Source organism: Paenibacillus rhizoryzae (genome assembly GCF_059686995.1).
This window is the reverse complement of the sequence record NZ_JCAALT010000016.1, coordinates 25,225-42,622: the sequence shown is the minus strand read 5'-3', so window position 1 is coordinate 42,622 and position 17,398 is coordinate 25,225. Positions and strand designations below refer to the sequence as shown.

Sequence of the window (17,398 nt, the reverse complement as noted above, 5' to 3'; positions counted from 1 at the left end):
TAATTAATAGGCGTCGCCTCTATCTATTTTTCCTTCTGTAACTGGGTCACCAGCAGCACCATCATCTGTATCACCAGTCTCAGCAATATTATGAAGACCGTGACTTCCATCTGCGGCTGGGGTTACTAAAATAACAGAATATGTTGGCTCAGTAGCACCAGCAGTAACTTTAACATATGAGTTAGTAGTGTCATAAGCTTTCTTAGTGAATGGATCTGTAACACCAGAAGCTAAGTCTCCATTAGTAGTCATATCTGATAATTTAATAGTTATATAGTTAGGAGTGGCAGTAGATGCAGGGACAGTGACAGTTCCACCGGCTACCATAAGCTTCGCACTGCTAATCATTTGAATCGCATTCGCAACTTCGGCGTCTTTCTTCGAGTTGTTGATGATTTTAAACACGCTAGGAACCGCAATGGCAGCAATGATCCCGAGGATAACTACGACAGCCAATAGTTCGATTAGAGTCAAGCCTTTTTGATTTTTCAAGTAACGTTTCAACATGGATCATTTCTCCCTTTATTTTCGTATTTTTGGGTTGAACTAGTGTACGTGCTGGAAAATATCAAACATCGGAACAATAATGGATAATACGATGACCCCGACCACTGCAGCCATAATGACGATCATGATTGGCTCAATCATTGATTTCAACCTGTCAGCCGCCATATCGACTTCCATTTCGTAGAAGTCGGCTATTTTGGAAAGCATGGCATCCAAGGAACCCGTTTGTTCGCCGATCTTGACCATCTGCGTCACAAGCGGCGGGAAAATCCAATGCTTGCTGAACGGTTCGCTCAGCATCCCCCCTCTCTCTAGAGTTTGTTTCGATGTCTCCAGAACAGCTGACATGACCTTGTTCAAGACAACTTTCTCCACAATATCAATGGCATGTAATATGGGAACAGAGCTAGAAAACAACGAACTTAACGTTCTTGCCATTCTAGCAATGGTTGCCTTCCTGAGCAGCGCCCCGAACAGGGGCAATTTGAGCAGCGCATAATCCAATTGATAGGCGCCTGCAGGATTCCTCTTCGCCAGTACGATGCCAATAACGATCCCGATCGCGAAGATCAGCAGCAGCCACCAGAAGCTTTGCATCCACTCACTGACACCGAGGACGACTCGGGTAATTGTCGGAAGCTCGGCATCCATACTTACGAACATGGAGGCAAACGTAGGCACGACATTGGTCAGTAAGTAAACAGCTGCTCCTACGCAAGCGACCATCAGCATCAGCGGGTAGGACAAAGCCGACTTGATTTTTTGCCGCGTCACATGCTGCTTCTCGAACGTAATTGCAAGTCGGTTTAACGTTTCGTCTAACGTACCGCTGTATTCACTTGCCCGGATCATATGAATAAATAAGGGTGGGAAAATTTTCGGATGCTTCTCCACCGAATCGGAGAACGCTTCTCCTCCTCGGATATCTGTCTCTACCTGCTGCAGCGCCTTTCTTAGTGCCTTGCTGTCGGTTTGCTCCGCTAGGATCCGCGTTGCTTCAACGATAGATACACCCGCTCGGATCAATGTTGCAAACTGCCGCATATAGATGACAAAATGCTGCAGCTTCACCGGACTGCCTAAGTATATATTGATTTCCTTGTTGAACAGCGTAGCCTCAACCTCTTGAATATGAGTGACGGCAATTCCTTTCTCCCTGAGCCGCAATACAGCTGTCCTTCTGGAGTCACTGACCAACTTCCCTTTCGTCATTCTCCCGGTGCGCTGACGTCCGACATATTGAAACTGCGCCATGTTAGATCGTCATCTCCTTCAAATAAGGTCCGGCAGCCTCTCGCGAGATAATATCATGCTGAATCAGATCCCTGATCGACATGTCCAGCGTATGCATGCCTGACGCGCGGCTTGTCTGCATAATGTTCGGAATCTGGTGCACCTTTTCGCTGCGGATCAAATTAGCGACCCCCGCTGTATTAATCAGAAGCTCCGTAGCAGCCCGTCTTCCGCTGTAATTCACTGTCGGGAACAGCCTCTGCGATAATACGCCAAGCAGCACGGAAGCGAGCTGAATCCGGACTTGCTGCTGCTGATTCGGCGGGAAGACGTCGATGATCCGGTCAATCGTGGACGGAGCATCCGTTGTATGCAAGGTGCCGAGCACGAGATGGCCGGTTTCCGATGCCGAGATGGCGGTAGAGATCGTCTCTAAATCCCGGAGCTCGCCGACTAAAATAACATCGGGGTCCTGCCGCAGCGCAGCGCGCAGACCGTTCGAAAAGCTCAACGTATCGTGCCCGACCTCACGCTGCACGATAATGCTCTTCTCATGCTTGTGCAGATACTCGATCGGATCCTCCAGCGTAATGACATGCTTGCGATCCGTCTTGTTCAAATGATCGAGCATAGAAGCAAGCGTCGTCGATTTGCCGCTCCCGGTAGGCCCGGTAACCAAGAACAGTCCTTGCGGTTTCGTGCAGATCTTCTTCAGCACTTCAGGCATCTGCAGCGATTCCAGAGAAGGAATGTTCGTTGGGATAATCCGTAAAGCCAAGCTGATATGCGCCCGCTGATAGAACACATTCACCCGGAATCGGCAAATATTCGGCAGCGCATACGCTAAGTCCAGCTCGCCCTTCTCTACAAACAGCGCCCAATGCTCTTCACGGACGATGACACGCGCCATCTCTTCCGTATCCTCTGAGGTCAGTACAGCGTCGCCATGTTCCCTCAAACTCCCGTTAATCCGCAGAATGGGGGGGGATCCGATCGTCAGATGGATATCCGACGCCTTCTTGTTAAATGCATCAAGCAGCAGCCCGTCAATCTTCTCTTTCACGTTCTCACCTCCTATTCTCCAATTGCAACCTGCAGCACTTCTTCCGTCGTTGTCAAACCTTGGGCTACTTTCATGAGACCGTCATCCATCAGAAAAATCATGCCGCTGTTCTTCGCGTACGCTCTTATGCTCCGAAGCGAGCTGTTATCCATAATCAGCTTGCGGATTTCATCATTAATGACGAGTATTTCATGAATTGCAATCCGCCCCTTATACCCTGTCATGCTGCAATTGCTGCAGCCTTTACCGCGAGTGATACGTTCGATGGTCATTCCCCGGCTGCGGAAGATCTCCGCTTCTCGAACCGTTGGCGTATGCGGCTGACCGCAGTCACGGCATACACGTCGGACAAGCCTTTGCGCGACGATCCCGGCCAGTGAAGCGGCAACGAGAAACGGTTCAATGCCCATATCTACGAGCCTTGTAATCGTGCTGATCGAATCGTTTGTATGAATCGTACTAAGCACGAGATGACCTGTCAGTGCTGCCCGCATCGCGATTTCAGCCGTTTCCGTATCCCGAATTTCCCCTACCATGACAATGTTCGGATCCTGCCTTAAAATTGCCCGAAGCCCCGCTGCGAAGGTTAAACCGACATTGGCGTTCACCTGAATCTGATTGACCCCTTCAAGCTGGTATTCAACCGGATCCTCGACCGATATAATATTGACCTGATCGGTGTTCAGCCGGTTAAGTGCCGCATAAAGCGTTGATGTTTTCCCCGACCCCGTAGGCCCCGTGATCAGTACGATTCCGGTAGGCCGTTCAATCATGCGGGCAAAACGTTCATAATTGTCCGGATGAAAGCCCATTTTGTCCAATTCCTTGAACGTGCTTGTCGAATCCAAAATCCGCATAACGATCTTCTCCCCATAAACGGTCGGCAGCGTGGATACGCGGATATCGATATGATAGCGGTCGACATTCAGCTTAATTCGGCCGTCCTGAGGGACGCGGTGCTCAGTGATGTTTAAATTCGACATAATTTTAATCCGCGCTGTCAGCATATTCTGCATCTGCTTCGGCAGTACGCGGTCAATCAGCAGCACACCGTCCACCCGATAACGAATGACCAGCTTAGTCTCACGTGGGTCAAAATGAATATCGCTCGCTTTATTAGCTACGGCATTCATCAAAATTTGATTGACCAGCTTGATAACCGGAGAATCATCCTCCGGAAAGCTGTCTTCCCGCGTTTCCTGGACCTGCTGCTCCTCGAGGAGCAGCTCCATCGATTCGTCAATCCCGTAATACTTGTTGATCGATCGGTTAATATCATCTTTCGTGGCAATGACGCGTTCGATTTTAAAACCGGTCGCCATTTGCAAATCCTCAATGGCAATGAAATCGAGCGGATCCGCCATCGCAACATGCAGCCTGTCATTATCGATTTTGAGCGGCAGCGTCATATAGCGTTCTGCAAGCTGCTTAGGGACGAGATTCAATATCTTCTTGTCGATGTCATATTGATAAAGACCAACAAAAGGAATCGAGAGCTGGCTCTCGAGCGCCTTCATGATCTGCCGCTCGGTGAGAATACCCTCCCGAATCAGCAGCTCCCCCAACTTCTGATTATCCTTCTTGAGTCCCAGCGCATATTGCAGCTGCTGGCTTGTAATTAACCCTGCTTCAACCAGAAGCTCCCCCAGCCGTCGGCCCTGCTGCTTCATCCTTATCACCCTCGCTTCGCACAGTTGTCTCAATCCGGTTTGCCGGCGCGTAATAATCCTCAGAGATGCGTTCCTTCTTGGTGACGACGTTATTGGCATCGATTGTCAGGCGATAGATGACGGCGTAAGAACCCGGCTTCCCGGCATTTACTCCTATCGTACCGGATTGCTTTACGGTGCGCGGCGCTATGGTATGTACGTCTTCCGTGGCGATTCGATATTTCGCCTCGAGCGGAGCGCCTGCGAGATACGTGTACAGTACTCCGTTGTAATATTCGAGAAACACCTTGTAAGGGGTTTCATTTGTGTTCGCGAATTTGAGGTCGGCGCGTCCTGGAACCGTTTTGGCTTCATAACCGAGCTTCGCATAATCCGGCAGTGTACGGCCAATGGATCGCTCGAGGAGACTGAAGTTGCTCTGCAAAACAACGGAATAGATTCCGGTTGCGAGCACATTCAGCGCATCGGAGCTTGCCGGCTGCAGCTCTTTTAAGGCGCCAAGCAAAGACAAAGCATGGTTCGGTTCAATCACGGTTCCGTTTAAGTATTCCGTCCATTTCTTCAATGAGCCGCTTGTGTCATCAAATGCAATCGCGTTCTGTGAAATCAATTTGTCCGTTCCCGACAGCTCCAGCAGCTGCTTCAGATAAGCTTCTTGGTAAGAAATATCTTTGCCCAGTGTGAGCAAGTCTTTGATCACGTCCTGCGTTCGCTTAAATTCACTCAGCTTAAAGCCATCCGTCTGCTCAATCCGCTTCTTATCCGCTTCCATCTGTTTCTTGACTTCGGGGGATGCGGTCGTGTAATCGACACCGCCTTTCGTCTCCGCTGTTTCAGCTGATAGAGAATTGGTGTAAGTACAAGATAATGACGCAATACAGAGTGCGACCGCTAGTTTCTTTGCCTTTTTCATTGGAATGAGTCCCACCTTTCAGATGGCTTTACTTGTATTTGATGGCATGACCGGTCGTTAAACCGCCGATCGCCTTCGTATTGAGAAGAACGAGTTCGGTTTGGATCTCATAGCTGCGGGCAGAGGTCGCGCCTTGAATGACGATCTTGAGCAAATTATCCTGCTTCACTCCCATAGTGTACGAAAACGTCGCATCAATGCTTTGCTTTCCCTTAAGGTCCTTGATGAAATTCCCCGTGAGTCCTGAAACCGATTTTTTACTTAGAGATTTGGGTGAAGCGCTTTCTACGTAAATACAGTTAAAGCCTGACGCGGGACATGCCGGGACGATACTGACTTCCTTCGCATATCGAAGCTCTTTGGTGAGCGACAGGGAAGCCAGTTGAACTTGATCATGCAAGCTGCTTTTCTCTTGGCCCACGCTATAAGTTCGGACGCCGATGAGCATAACCGGAACCGCGACGGTAAGCACCAGCGCAAAAATAACGATTGCCGCCAATAATTCCACTAAAGTTAACCCATTTGAATTCAACGCTTTATGACCAATCATGGCTGCCTCCTCGTCCCCCGACACCTGTCTTCATTGTGAAAAAAGCGCTTTTAGTTTTTCATTGCCTTGAATGGTAACCGTGGCTACTTTCCCAGTAAGCATAATGCCCAGTGACCCCGGGTAAACATAGGACCAAGATGTCGCACCTGCCAAATCGGAATCGGTCTTCTTCTCTAAATTCAGCTGCGCTTCATACAAGTTTTTCCCTTGTTCGCCGATACCCGAAATCACGCCCGACCCGTTTATGAAATAGCCCAGGAACGCCGTTAGCAGAATTACGAGAATCACGCCTGCGGCAAGCACTTCGATTAATGTAAAGCCTTGCTCTTTCCTGATCGTTTTCATGATCATTTTCATGTCCTAACCTCCCCAATCGCCCTTGTTATAGACCTTGACAGGAGAGACCGAATCAGAATATTCCACATACGTGAAGCTGTCCGATTCCGAAACTGACGAATGGCCGGTCAGATTCACCGTATCTGCGATCATAGTCCCTGAAAATGTTATGCCGCCATTTAACGTGATGGTCGATTTAGGAGCATATAAGGCAACGTTTTGAAAATCCACTTGTCCTGAAGCTTTTAAATCACCTTTGAAGAAAACGACAACCGAATTGGGTACACCTTTGATTGCAAGGGTTGAACCGCCGCTGAAGTCCAAACTGTCGAAAAAGAGTAATACTCTGCCCGTCGAATCGGCATTTTGTTTGGTCACATTGAAGGTTAAGGACGTCATGTCATTGCCGCCTTTAATGTCCTTCAAACGGGTTAAATCAAGCGAAATATCCGTATTGCCAACGTTTACTGAAATGGTGATTACGTCCTTATTATTCATGCCGTTATCGCTGTAACACCCGCTGCTTACAGGTGCTTTATTGTTATTCAGCGTCAAGTCGCAATCTTTGTTTGCGTAACTCGGATACTGTGCGTCCGGATACGTCCTTTTCGCGTCATATATAATATCGCCGGTCACATTGGTCGTAACCGGATTGGACGATGCCGGCTGATTCGTTGCGACATCACCGTCAACCTTTGTTTTTCCGTTACCAAGGATTTTGTTATAAGCAAATACCGTCTCGCCTCCGAAAAAGAATCCGCCGGTTTCCAGCATCAGCGTCGTCTTCTCCTGGACGGTGTTTACTTTTCCCGTTGAAACAATTTGCAGTTTATCTGTGGTGCCGGACACTTTGTTCACTTGTACGGTAAAGGTTTTGGTGCTGTCGAGCGGATCTAACCGGACATTCGTGTTTTTGATTTCATTGTTGAGTGTATCTATCTTGGTTTGGATTGATTGGTAGTTGTACGTCTTGATGATATAATCGGCGATCGCATTAGCACCCGATCTCGCAAGATAGTAGGCCTGGATCTTCTTCTCCTGGAAATCCTCACGCTTCATGCCGTTAGCGCTGATGCTAATCAAGGATATACCCAGGATGATCAAGACGGTCGCAATCAACAGAACGATCGGAAGCGCAACTCCTCTTTCATTCCTCAGCATCGCAGCATCGACCTTTCTCTTTGTACTTACAAAGACTGCTTCTTTTCAGCACGTTGTGACTTCATTCCTATTTTTCCCTCATTTCTAGGCAGAGTGTATCACAGTAATTGGAATATTGTCATTACTTTTTTAAAGATTTCTTAAATTTTTTAGAGGTGCAAATTCCGACATTTATCGCGATTTAATCTACCCTAAAATCCTTTATATTCGGAGGTTTTTGTGAGATCTCGCTATCGCACAGCGATATAACTTCGCGTTTCGAATCATTATTTGTCGTTATGTAAATCTCCCATTTATTAACATTATGTACCCTAAAAATTTCTAGTATTAAATAATATAAAAACCTCATTTCATATTAAATTTAATAGTTCTAATGTTCAAATAATTTATCTTTCCTTACAAAAATTAATCTGTTTAATATGTAATCGACAACAGTTTACTCGTTAAATTCTACTAATTAATCGACGAATTGCGTTTATACTATATTAATAACTCTCACGATTGCGTTTTTGCTAAAGTATAAATAATTCAATTAATGAGCAATTGTACCCACTTTAACATTATGTAATCATTTCCAAACTCAGTCGACATGACTCGATGTTTTTCGCTAACCCGCAGGTCCGATAATGGTTGCCGCAGAACCGAGCGAGTTTCCCTTTGCCGGTTCCGATTCCACGTTCAGTACTTTCCCGATCCAACTGACATATCTTGCTTTGATCCACTGTCCTCCAGTTCCAATGTTTTTCTGTGGCAATTCCGAAAAAACGTAGAATGTCATCTCGCTCAAGGCAATTAGCAAATGCCAGCTTTTCAAAATTGGACCAAGGCGTTCCATACGCCTTGGTCCATTCCTTTCTCCAAACAAAATTCATTCTCAACCTCCTTGTTCTACTGCCAGATTCGACAAAACTGATAAACGAATTGCGTCTCGCCATTGGTTCGTGCTTATCCAATCGCAGTGGTCACCTTGTACTCCATTTTTCTTCAACGCATTCTCAACCGTAAAAGTAAAATACTCCATCGGAATATCGAAATTGGTTGATAAACCCAAAATGAAGCGCGGCATCCAGTCAGGATGCCGCGCTTCATAACAATTCTTTAAGACAAAAAAATCATGGTACTTCCACAACAAATGGAACAGTAAAGACTTTTCCGGTTTGTTGAAACTGCCCCCAAATTTTATACACGCCGCTGTGCGGGAAAGTAACCCTAAATTTAGCATCCGGTCCCGATGATTTTTCATCAACTGGATGCACATGCAGATATTCTCCGCCCTCTTTAGTAAGAATAACGACATGACCTACTGCTCCAAGATACGGCTGTAAATTCGTAACTGGTTCCTTCGATATTGCATCTTTTATGTTGAACTTCAGACTCAAATCCATATTTGCCATAAGATGATCGAATGAAAGAGTTATTTCTTTGCCGTCAACAATCTTGGTGAGAGAAGCATCGGCTTCGATGGACTTCGCTACTGGTGCATTCCCTTCCACTGTAATCCAATGGCTTTTGCTCATCGCACCTATACCGGTCGGAGCAAAATCAGCTATTATTTCGTATTGTCCTGCACTCGGAAACTGCGTCTTTACTGTAAACTCATCCTTCCCATTATAATCGGGATGGATGTGATTAAAGTAAGAAAGGTCTTTACTTACGATAATCATATGCATCTTTTTTTCATGATTAACATCAAATTGTTCTATTGCCTTCCCGTCTTTATCTTGTATATCAACTGTAATCGTCGTATCCTGGTTCGGCTGTGGTTGATCCTTAGAGAGCATAAACATGGCTTTAACATGTTCTGCTTGTGAAGCGTCCGCGATTGGCGCCATATTCTTATGACTTTCTTCATTATGGTTCATTCCAGCCATATTGCCCATTCCAGAATGATCCATTTTTCCGCACCCTGACAACAGACTAATAGTAACCAACATTGTAAACGTAAATTTTTTCATAGTATCCCCCCTGCAATTCTCACATTCATTTTAGAGAATACTTGTGTAGATCTTGTGTGATTTCGGAATGTTAAATTCAACGAGTGTTCCCTTCTCTCTTTGGCTTCGAATCGTTATGGTTCCGCCATGAGCTTCAACCAATTTTTTTACAATTGTAAGTCCAAGGCCGCTTCCACCGGATTTACGGTCGCGAGATTTATCCGCACGATAGAAACGTTCAAAAACAAATGTAAGCTCCTTATCATCGATGCCAATCCCCGTATCCATAATCCTGATACAAACCGCGTCACTCTTCTCCTCTATTTCAATCGAAACGTTCCCGGCCTTGGGGGTGAACTTCAAGGCATTACCTAGTAAATTCGTTATAATTTGACCGAATCGCAGCTTATCGATTTCAGTTTTTACATAGGATGTGTCTCGAAATATGAGATGTACTCCTTTTTTATTAAACTCAGCTTGGCTTGAATCGACATGGTGCTGAACAATTGCCGCAATATTTTCTTCTTCCAGCCTTAATTTAAAATTCGGAGACTCCACTTCTGTCAATTGCTCTAAGTCACCTACCAAAAAACGAAGCCGTTCAATTTCATCAAAGCATGACTTTAAGCGTTTAGGAGTCGGCTCCCAAACGCCCTCGATCATTGCTTCCAAATGGCTCTTAAGCGTTGCCAGCGGCGTTCTTAATTCGTGGGCGACGTCAGCAGTCATTGTTTTGCGAAGCAGCTCTTGGAGCATTAATTGTTCGGCAAGATGATTAATTGAATTACCGAGATCAGCTATTTCATCGCTGCCCATTACATTCGCGCGAGATGTTAGCTCCCCTTTTGCCATTCTTTCAGCAACGCTTTTCATTTGAATAAGCGGGGCAGTAATTCGCTTTGCCACCAATAGACTGATGATAATCGCAAGAATAATGCCGAGAATGGATATCAGTAACACGGATTGCATAAGTGCCTGTTCAAAATGATCATTAAATGTCTTTGAGATTAAATTCATATCTTCTGTATTCTTTTGAACCATTGTTAGATGGTAATGGGCTTCAAAAATAAATGTAAAAGTCGAGATAAGCAATACACCGGAGGCAATACAAATACATGCAATTGCAATTCGAGCTTTCAGTCCTCTCATCCTATGCGCCTCCGGAAAACCGATATCCTACTGCAAACACTGTTAGGATATATTTCGGATTTTTAGGGTCTGTTTCAATTTTATGGCGTAGATTTTTGACATGCTGGTCTATCGCTCGAGCATCACCTTCAAAATCGAATCCGTGCACCTTAGCAATGAGCTCCTCGCGCGTAAATGTTCTGCCTGGGTGCCGAGCAAATGATAACAATAATTTATATTCATTAGGCGTAAGGCTTAACGGATGACCATTTTTGTTTACTTCATGTTTTGATGGATGAATGACGAGATCGCCATTATGAAAAGATATCTTCTCTGCAAGTAGCACATCTTCATGTGAGCGGCGCAAGTTTGCCTTAACTCTAGCCATTAATTCACGCGGGCTGAATGGTTTTAGAACGTAATCATCCGCGCCAAGCAATAATCCATGAATTCGATCTTCTTCGGCTATTTTAGCGGTTAACATAATAACGGGTATAGTTGAAAATTGTCGAATCGCTTTGCACACTTCTTCACCCGATAAATCCGGCAGCATTAAATCTAATATGACAAGATCAATATTCACGCCGTTGCGTATCATATCGAGTGCTTGACCGCCTGTGTCGGCTTCTAAGGTGTGGTACCCGTCCTTTTGTAAATAAGAAATAACCACATCACGAATCTTTTCTTCATCATCTACCATTAAAACAGTCTTCATTCGACACCTCTTCTTATAATAGCCATGAATTACGCCAACAAGGCACAAGTCATTTCCCGTCCTGTGAGCTTCTTCTTTTAAGTTCTCCATATAATCACTCTTAAACTTCGGCATCTCGTCTTTTATTGATGACAATCTGGTATATCTACCATATTAACTCTCACTTGTGATGATTTTATGTAGAAGGTTGCTGCCAGAGATGCAACTAAAATGAACATGTGAAGAAATCCGAAAACGTTAAGTAGCCCACACGTTAATTTATAGGTGTGGGCTGCTTAGATAATATCTATTTTCCCAAGTGCGACTGTAATATCCGATCCCAATGTCGGTGCTGGGCGATCGCTTCAATGAATGAGGCGAAGAATGAAGTTTCTGCGCTTTTTTCTTCGGCAATCAGAATTCCATTCGACTGAGCCTCTTTCTCCCCTGCGGCATTTACAGCACCTGCATCAATAAGGAGACGTACACCATCGCCTACAGCAGCAATTGTCTTATAATGCTGGAACGCTTCACGAACGAATCCAGTTGATGTAACGTCGCTAAGCAGCTCGTCCACACCTTGCGCTCCGCCGGTAACATAGACAGCATCATACAACACGGATGCTGCCGTTAGCAGCGATTGCTGAGGCTCAATATGCGTACCGTCAGCCCCTTTTACTGGTGCAAGAGTTATACTTACAATCTCCGCCGTTACTTTGGACGCGGTCAACTCTTTTAGCAGTGCTTGTACCTCTGCCGATTGATAGCCCGATCCGAGCATCACCGCCACCTTACGTGTAGCAGCTGTCTTCGCCTTAGTCATCATACTGAGCGCAGGAGATATGGCTGTCGGTGTAGCAGCGACTCCTTTGTTTGGGGTAGCTCCGATTCCTTCGGCGATTCGCTCCGCAAGATCCTCTGCCACTTGGCTGAATACATCCACCACACGCTGCCTAATTTCTTTAGAAGTTACTTTACCCAGCTCGAACCGGAATGCGTCCACGATCTGACTTTGCTCGATGGGAGACATGCTATGCCAGAACATCGAAGCTTGGCTGAAATGATCATCAAAACTATTGCTTCTAGCCTTGATCTTCCTCCCTTCCACCTTCTCCTCGTAATGGCGATAACCGCCTTCACTCGGAGGTACTGGCGCAGGATCATTGTTTGCCAGTCTGTTCTTATGATAGCTCGTCTGCCCCTGGTTTATTGTCATCCGATGCATGCCGTCTCGTTGATTGTTATGTACAGGCGCGATTGGACGATTAATCGGAATTTCCGCGAAATTCGGACCTCCGAGACGAAGCAGTTGCGTGTCGGTATAAGAGAATAGCCTTCCTTGTAGCAATGGATCATTCGTGAAATCAATGCCTGGCACAAGATGGCCAACATGAAATGCGACCTGTTCTGTTTCTGCGAAGAAATTATCCGTATTCCGGTTCAGAGTCATTTTCCCAACGATTCGCACGGGCACAAGCTCTTCCGGCCATAGTTTCGTCGCATCCAATATATCGAAGTCGAAGCTGAATTCATCTTCTTCTTTCAAGATTTGAACACCGAGCTCGAATTCAGGGTAGTTCCCTTGCTCGATTGCATTCCACAGATCACGGCGGTTGAAGTCCGGGTCTTTACCGGCTACCTTCTGGGTCTCATCCCATACCAGCGAGTGTACGCCCAGCTTCGGCTTCCAGTGGAACTTTACAAAATGTGACTTGCCATGTTCATTAATGAATCTGAACGTATGAACGCCGAAACCCTCCATCATGCGAAAGCTGCGAGGAAGCGCTCGTCCTGACATCACCCACATGATCATATGAGCAGATTCAGTATTCGTACTTACGAAATCCCAGAACGTATCATGTGCCGACGAAGCTTGCGGTATCTCATTTGGCGGCTCGGGCTTTACAGCATGTATGAAGTCTGGAAATTTAACCGCATCTTGAATAAAGAAAACGGGCATGTTGTTGCCGACGAGATCGTAGTTCCCTTCCTCAGTATAGAATTTAACCGCAAAACCGCGTACGTCTCGTACTGTATCGCTTGACCCCCTTGACCCTGCCACTGTGGAAAATCGCACAAACAAAGGAGTCCGTTTCGACGTATCGGTTAAAAACTTCGCCTTTGTGTACTCAGTGAGCGATTCGTACAGCTCAAATTCGCCATGGGCGCCGAAGCCTCTCGCATGTACGACACGTTCAGGTATACGCTCATGATCGAAATGGGTCATTTTCTCCCGAAAGTGAAAATCCTCCATTATGGTCGGCCCGCGCGGACCGACTTTAAGGGAGTGTTCGTCATCTTCGACTCGCAAACCCTGATTCGTCGTTAGAGCTTCGCCTTTATCCGTAACGCGATAGGCATCCAACTGCTTTTGTTTAATACTGTCCTTTTCCTTCATAGATAGCCCTCCACATCAAGATTAAGTGTATTATCCTCAGCACCAACCTAATATATCCTTATTTAGCAATGAGTATGGTAAATCTTAGCAAGAATCGCTTGACGTCACTTATTGTATAACCATTTTGTTCATTAGCTGTTAGTTTATTCTCACCATTTGAGGTGTAGTGAATATGATGACATGTGCCTACTATCTTCTGACCTTGGAGGAAAGTTATGAATTATGTGAATCCTTTTTGGAGAGCTCCTTCACTTGTACCCATCTGGCTAACCACGCCCCAGCAAGCAGCTGAACTGATTAAGGAGTCTGTGCAAGGAGAACGAAGTGACGAATTGTTTTATGATCAGTTGATCAAGATGGCACCGAATGCACAGCAAGCTGCCATCATCGCCTCGATAAGAGACGATGAACGGGGTCACAATCTTATGTTTAGGCAAATGTACAAGGACTTAACCGGCTATGAAGTTACAGGGACATTGAACGAAGAAAATCCTATTGTGACCTCGTACATGGATGGCTTACAACAAGCGTTCGAGGGCGAATTAGCTGCTGTTGAGAAATACAGAAAGATCTGGTTTGGACTTCCGAGCGGTATCTATAAGGATACCTTGTACGGCATCATCGTGGATGAACAGAAGCATGCTGCTAAGTATAACAATTTGCTTTTGCGCAATCTAAATACCCGGTTCTATCATAGTACATGGTCTTAAGATATCAGTATTCGTAACAAAACCCGGCGTTGAACCGGGTTTTGTTTTATATAATTTGTTCCGGTCGATATTCGGTTATGCACTTTCATTTGTCTGACCTTAATACTTCAACTTCTTATTTACTGTAGAACTAATTTTAAACTATAATACATACTATAAAAGTCGAATTTTTAATGCTTCAATTTAAAAAATCATTAGCCCTTTTGCTAATGATTTTTTAATATTTCGAATGAATTTTAGCGGCTTTTGACCAATAACTCAACCGCTTGTTTGACTAGTTTGCTTGTATCTCCACCGGCTTCTTTTTCTTCAGTAATACACTGTTCCAGGTTTACTGCAACGATATAAGCGATCGCTTTATCAGCTGCGCTTCTGACGGCGGATAACTGGGCTACGACATCCTTACAATGCTGTTCTTCCTCCATCATTTTCAAAACTCCGCGAATCTGCCCTTCAACACGCTTTAATCTTCTTTTTACATCTTCATCGTATTGCATGAGATAACCTCCAAATCCGAGTACAGGTATGGGTTGTATATCATTGATACATTAAATAAATAAATTCACTCTAGCATCTGTAGCATCGCCCAAATATGCAGCAACACCTGCGTATTCGATGCCTCCCAGCAGTTCTTCCTTTTGCAAACCGAGCAAGTCCATTGTCATGGTGCACGCCACTAATTTGACCCCCTGCTCTTTAGCCAATTCAATGAGTTCCGGTAGTGACAGAGCATGATGCTTCTTCATAACATGCTTGATCATTTTAGGTCCCATTCCGCCAAAATTCATTTTGGATAAACCCAGTTTATTAGGACCTCGAGGCATCAGTTTAGCAAATATGTTTTCCAAGAATCCTTTTTTGACAACTACTTGTTCATCTTTGCGAAGCGCGTTCAGCCCCCAAAATGTAAAGAAGATGGTTACTTCTTGGTCATATGCTGCCGCACCGTTTGCGATAATAAATGCTGCTATAGCCTTATCTAATTCTCCACTAAACAGAACAATCGTTGTTTTTTCTTTATTTTCTGACAAGAGTATATCGTCCTTTCTTAATTATACACATACGCGTATGGGTATTAAATCTTTTCAAAAAAAAATTAAAATTAGGCTTTTCTGATCCAAAACTTATATACGCCATTTTCCTCTTTGCTGCCTAATAATTCATGTCCTGTGCTTTTAGTCCAAGCCGTAAGATCATTTTTAGCACCTTTATCTGTCGCGTGCACTTCTAATACTTGACCTGATTGAAGTTCATCCACCGACTTTTTTGTTTTTACAATCGGCATAGGACAAGCCATGCCTTTAGCATCCAACACTTTATCGCTGTTCATTGTTTTTCCTCCTTATTTATCGTGAACTGCACAACGGTTAGGGCCGATTTCCATTTCACGCTGTTCTTCTTTATTTGGCGTTATTTTTCCCATATTGGCTTGGCGAATTTCATGGTATGAATTCGGTTGAGGTGGCAAGTTTTCAGTTACTGTTCGGCGGAATTCGCTCTCATCTTCAATATTCAGTCCTGGATTTTCGCTATATAGAGTACCTAAGCGACCGGATACAAGTCCGCCTTTACCAAGTTCGGTTACTTTTCCGAAATGAGCAGGAAGTACAATCAGTTCTTCAGAAAGTTCTGTATAGCGGCTGTACAGGGTAGTACGAAGATCTCCTACCCAATCCTCCGCAAGTCCTGCCAAATCGGGACGTCCAATCGACTCGATGAAGAGGATATCTCCAGTCAAGATATACTTATTATCTATAATGAAGGATGTGGATCCGATGGTGTGTCCCGGTGTATAGATAGGCTGTACCTTAATGGTTTCTTGACCAACCGTAATGTCTTTACCTTCCACCAGTTCTTCATACTCAAACGTTACTTCCGTTGCATCTTTTGGTGGCAAATGATAAGAAGCGACGTACTTCTGAGCCAGTGCTCTACCTCCAGAGATGTGATCAGCATGAAGATGGGTATCGATCGTGTGGACTAGCGTTACGCTATTTTCTTGCATAAATTGCTCATATTGATCGATCATGCGGCTTGTATCGATAATTGCTGCTTCCCCGTACGAAAGCACCATATAGGACAAGCAGCCTTTTCCGATACGAACAAATTGATAAAGCTCACCTCCACCGGACAGATCAGCTACCTTAACAGGCTCAAGGTACTCACTCCACGATTTCATACCACCTTCAAGATAGGAGACATGGTTTAACCCAGCCTCAGCGAGTTGTTCCGCGACAAAAATGGACGAACCCTCTTTAGCGCATACCACTACAACTGGTCTATCAGCTGGGATTTTATCCAAAGCAGGACTAATATCATCCAATAAATCAAAGTAAGGAATGTTGATGATCTCTACTTTATTTCCTTCTATTTTCCAATCACTGAAATCCGACTCATTCCGAACATCTAGGATAAACAAATATTCGTTATTAAGAATCATTTTTGTCATTTCTTTAGCGGATACTTTTTGTATTTTCAGAGCTGTCATTTTCACCCTCCTAGATTAATTCGTCCTCTTCGATTTCTCCTGTCCATTCAATCATTCCTTGAACAGCATTTATCACTTTAATAAAGCCTTTCTCCATTAATGCATGACATGCCATATCACTGCGATTACCGCTGCGGCATACTATGACATATTCCTGACTTGGATCAAGCTCATAGATCCGCTCTTCAATGTCTCCTAATGGGATAGACTTAGCTCCAGGTATCCGACAGAAAGCATACTCAGCTGGCTCACGCACATCAACTATGTTTAACGCTTCACCCTCTGAGATTTTTTTCCGGAGTTCTTCATTGTAAATCGTATGCGGAAATTTACGTTCTTCTTTGGTTTCTGTTTGATCCGATTTACGGATGTAATGTCTAAATACACCGTTTTCTTCCTTCAATCCGATATATTGCTGACCGGTGCGCTTTGCCCAGCTTTGTAGATCAGCTACAGAACCACTGTCAGTTGCGCGTACTTCTAATACTTCACCTGTTTTCATCTCTTCCATTGCTTTCTTAGTACGAACCACCGGCAGCGGACATGCCAGGCCTTCGCATTCCAATGTTCGGTTGACCTTCAAAGTAGTCATTCAATGTCCTCCTCTAATTAT

19 protein-coding genes are annotated in these 17,398 nt (G+C 44.8%); 1 reads left to right on the top strand and 18 read right to left on the bottom strand.

From position 1 onward, the window contains the following. Positions 1 to 3: 3 nt before the first annotated feature. The 13 genes from AC6ESO_RS28870 to AC6ESO_RS28810 form a co-directional block, all read right to left on the bottom strand. On the bottom strand, positions 4 to 507 hold the full coding sequence (locus AC6ESO_RS28870; protein ID WP_497094408.1) for a type IV pilin protein: 504 nt from the start codon (positions 505 to 507) through the stop codon (positions 4 to 6). A 39-nt stretch (positions 508 to 546) separates the two neighbouring features. After that, positions 547 to 1,761, bottom strand: coding sequence for a type II secretion system F family protein (locus tag AC6ESO_RS28865; RefSeq protein ID WP_497094407.1), 1,215 nt, complete (start codon positions 1,759 to 1,761; stop codon positions 547 to 549). Between the two features lies 1 nt (position 1,762). Next, positions 1,763 to 2,803 carry a type IV pilus twitching motility protein PilT gene (locus AC6ESO_RS28860; protein WP_497094406.1) on the bottom strand — a complete coding sequence of 347 codons (1,041 nt, stop codon included), beginning with the start codon at positions 2,801 to 2,803 and terminating at the stop codon, positions 1,763 to 1,765. Positions 2,804 to 2,814: 11 nt separating this feature from the next. Continuing rightward, on the bottom strand, positions 2,815 to 4,473 hold the full coding sequence (locus tag AC6ESO_RS28855) for a GspE/PulE family protein (protein WP_497094405.1): 1,659 nt from the start codon (positions 4,471 to 4,473) through the stop codon (positions 2,815 to 2,817). Next, positions 4,433 to 5,386, bottom strand: coding sequence for a hypothetical protein (locus tag AC6ESO_RS28850; RefSeq protein WP_497094404.1), 954 nt, complete (start codon positions 5,384 to 5,386; stop codon positions 4,433 to 4,435). The genes AC6ESO_RS28855 and AC6ESO_RS28850 overlap by 41 nt, the downstream gene beginning before the upstream one ends. Before the next feature lie 28 nt (positions 5,387 to 5,414). After that, positions 5,415 to 5,936 (bottom strand): PilW family protein, encoded by a 522-nt coding sequence (locus AC6ESO_RS28845; protein WP_497094403.1) that lies wholly within the window; start codon positions 5,934 to 5,936, stop codon positions 5,415 to 5,417. 30 nt (positions 5,937 to 5,966) lie between these two features. Beyond that, positions 5,967 to 6,293, bottom strand: a complete 327-nt coding sequence (locus AC6ESO_RS28840; protein ID WP_497094402.1) for a prepilin-type N-terminal cleavage/methylation domain-containing protein — start codon at positions 6,291 to 6,293, stop codon at positions 5,967 to 5,969. 3 nt (positions 6,294 to 6,296) lie between these two features. Further along, positions 6,297 to 7,433, bottom strand: coding sequence for a hypothetical protein (locus tag AC6ESO_RS28835; protein ID WP_497094401.1), 1,137 nt, complete (start codon positions 7,431 to 7,433; stop codon positions 6,297 to 6,299). A 560-nt stretch (positions 7,434 to 7,993) separates the two neighbouring features. Then, the gene (locus AC6ESO_RS28830; RefSeq protein WP_497094400.1) at positions 7,994 to 8,305 is read right to left on the bottom strand and encodes a hypothetical protein; all 312 of its coding nucleotides are present in this window, start codon (positions 8,303 to 8,305) and stop codon (positions 7,994 to 7,996) included. 240 nt (positions 8,306 to 8,545) lie between these two features. Continuing rightward, a complete protein-coding gene (locus AC6ESO_RS28825) occupies positions 8,546 to 9,388 on the bottom strand; it encodes a DUF8832 domain-containing protein (protein WP_497094399.1) in 843 nt (280 codons plus the stop codon). 30 nt (positions 9,389 to 9,418) lie between these two features. Continuing rightward, positions 9,419 to 10,516 (bottom strand): HAMP domain-containing sensor histidine kinase, encoded by a 1,098-nt coding sequence (locus AC6ESO_RS28820; RefSeq protein ID WP_497094398.1) that lies wholly within the window; start codon positions 10,514 to 10,516, stop codon positions 9,419 to 9,421. 1 nt (position 10,517) lies between these two features. Further along, positions 10,518 to 11,210: a response regulator transcription factor gene (locus tag AC6ESO_RS28815; protein WP_497094397.1), complete on the bottom strand. Its 693-nt coding sequence runs from the start codon at positions 11,208 to 11,210 to the stop codon at positions 10,518 to 10,520. Positions 11,211 to 11,496: 286 nt separating this feature from the next. Further along, the gene (locus tag AC6ESO_RS28810) at positions 11,497 to 13,587 is read right to left on the bottom strand and encodes a catalase (protein WP_497094396.1); all 2,091 of its coding nucleotides are present in this window, start codon (positions 13,585 to 13,587) and stop codon (positions 11,497 to 11,499) included. Between the two features lie 215 nt (positions 13,588 to 13,802). Between AC6ESO_RS28810 and AC6ESO_RS28805 the strand changes: the two genes are divergently transcribed. Continuing rightward, a complete protein-coding gene (locus AC6ESO_RS28805) occupies positions 13,803 to 14,297 on the top strand; it encodes a ferritin family protein (protein WP_497094395.1) in 495 nt (164 codons plus the stop codon). Between the two features lie 236 nt (positions 14,298 to 14,533). Here the strand turns inward: AC6ESO_RS28805 and AC6ESO_RS28800 are convergent, their stop codons facing one another. From AC6ESO_RS28800 to AC6ESO_RS28780, 5 genes are all read right to left on the bottom strand, one after another. After that, positions 14,534 to 14,794 (bottom strand): metal-sensitive transcriptional regulator, encoded by a 261-nt coding sequence (locus AC6ESO_RS28800; protein ID WP_497094394.1) that lies wholly within the window; start codon positions 14,792 to 14,794, stop codon positions 14,534 to 14,536. Positions 14,795 to 14,845: 51 nt separating this feature from the next. Next, positions 14,846 to 15,328 carry a DsrE/DsrF/DrsH-like family protein gene (locus AC6ESO_RS28795; protein WP_497094393.1) on the bottom strand — a complete coding sequence of 161 codons (483 nt, stop codon included), beginning with the start codon at positions 15,326 to 15,328 and terminating at the stop codon, positions 14,846 to 14,848. Between the two features lie 71 nt (positions 15,329 to 15,399). Beyond that, on the bottom strand, positions 15,400 to 15,627 hold the full coding sequence (locus AC6ESO_RS28790; protein ID WP_497094392.1) for a sulfurtransferase TusA family protein: 228 nt from the start codon (positions 15,625 to 15,627) through the stop codon (positions 15,400 to 15,402). Between the two features lie 12 nt (positions 15,628 to 15,639). Then, positions 15,640 to 16,776 (bottom strand): MBL fold metallo-hydrolase, encoded by a 1,137-nt coding sequence (locus AC6ESO_RS28785; RefSeq protein WP_497094424.1) that lies wholly within the window; start codon positions 16,774 to 16,776, stop codon positions 15,640 to 15,642. A gap of 19 nt (positions 16,777 to 16,795) precedes the next feature. After that, positions 16,796 to 17,377 carry a sulfurtransferase TusA family protein gene (locus AC6ESO_RS28780; RefSeq protein WP_497094391.1) on the bottom strand — a complete coding sequence of 194 codons (582 nt, stop codon included), beginning with the start codon at positions 17,375 to 17,377 and terminating at the stop codon, positions 16,796 to 16,798. Between the last annotated feature and the right edge of the window lie 21 nt (positions 17,378 to 17,398).